At 66.0% G+C, this 808-nt stretch carries 2 protein-coding genes; both read right to left on the bottom strand.

Annotation, left to right across the window (positions count from 1 at the left end; all coding sequences use genetic code 11):
* Positions 1-140 precede the first annotated feature (140 nt).
* Positions 141-551 (bottom strand): DUF2958 domain-containing protein, encoded by a 411-nt coding sequence (locus tag PYV00_RS12655; protein WP_275228630.1) that lies wholly within the window; start codon positions 549-551, stop codon positions 141-143.
* On the bottom strand, positions 548-808 hold a 261-nt coding region (locus PYV00_RS12650; protein WP_275228629.1), incomplete at its 5' end, for a zincin-like metallopeptidase domain-containing protein. The genes PYV00_RS12655 and PYV00_RS12650, both read right to left, overlap by 4 nt.

The following is an 808-nucleotide window of genomic DNA, read 5'->3' as shown; positions in this document are numbered from 1 at the left end:
TTCGGTGAGAGGGATGGTGAAACCAGCCTCTGCGAAGGGGTAAGGCGTACCATCCCTACTCTCCTTGTGAGTGCCGGTCCGTCGTTTCTTTGCGGGAGTGGCGGACCGGCTTACGGATCGGCGGCAAACGGCCGCCTGCGTCATCCGCCTGTCGGCGGAAGCTCGTGAGCCGCGATGGATCGCAGCAGGGTTTCTGCCCACAGGACCGAACCGGCGCGCCGCGCCCGTTCGGTCCATGTCGAAATCGGGTGGATGCTCTCGAACGACAGGTCGCGCTCGATGCCGAGGCCGAAGGGCAAACGGACGCTCGCCAGTTCGGACAGGCTGAAACTGCCAAGCTCGGGACAGCCGAAGCCAAGGTCGGCGAGGCCGAACAGGGTGTCGCCATCGCGGTCCAGTTCGGTTGCCAGCCATGTCGCCGCGCCGCACGGATTGAACAATTTGACCACGGGCACAGGGTCGAGCGCGACCAAGCCGTCGCGGTCGGCGGCGCGGCGGGCAATATCGTTCGCGCGCAGCGCGAAGCGCAGTCCGGGGGGCAAGAGGATCATGCCGCGATCCTTTCGGCATTGGTCTCGGCATGGCGCGACAGCAACCAGTCGGCGGCCTTGCTCGCGGCGCTGGCGGCGCGGAAGATCGCGCGGTTATCCTCGCGCAGCACCGCAAGCCACGATGCGAGATAGTCGGCATGGCGCACGGTCGGGACGATGCCGAGCGCGGCGCAGAGGAAGGCCGAGCCCATTTCGGCGACATATCCTGACAGTCCAGCCAAAAACGGCGGTTGGAAGGTGAAATCCATCGGTGCCTC

The organism is Novosphingobium album (ex Liu et al. 2023) (assembly GCF_029076845.1).
In the GTDB taxonomy this organism is placed as follows: domain Bacteria; phylum Pseudomonadota; class Alphaproteobacteria; order Sphingomonadales; family Sphingomonadaceae; genus Novosphingobium.
The sequence above is the reverse complement of the archived record's forward strand: the minus strand, read 5'-3'. Positions and strand labels throughout refer to the sequence as shown.

Bases quoted from the DNA above. Each gene is read 5' to 3' on its own strand.
- PYV00_RS12655 (WP_275228630.1), bottom strand. From the start codon at position 551: ATGATCCTCTTGCCCCCCGGACTGCGCTTCGCGCTGCGCGCGAACGAT.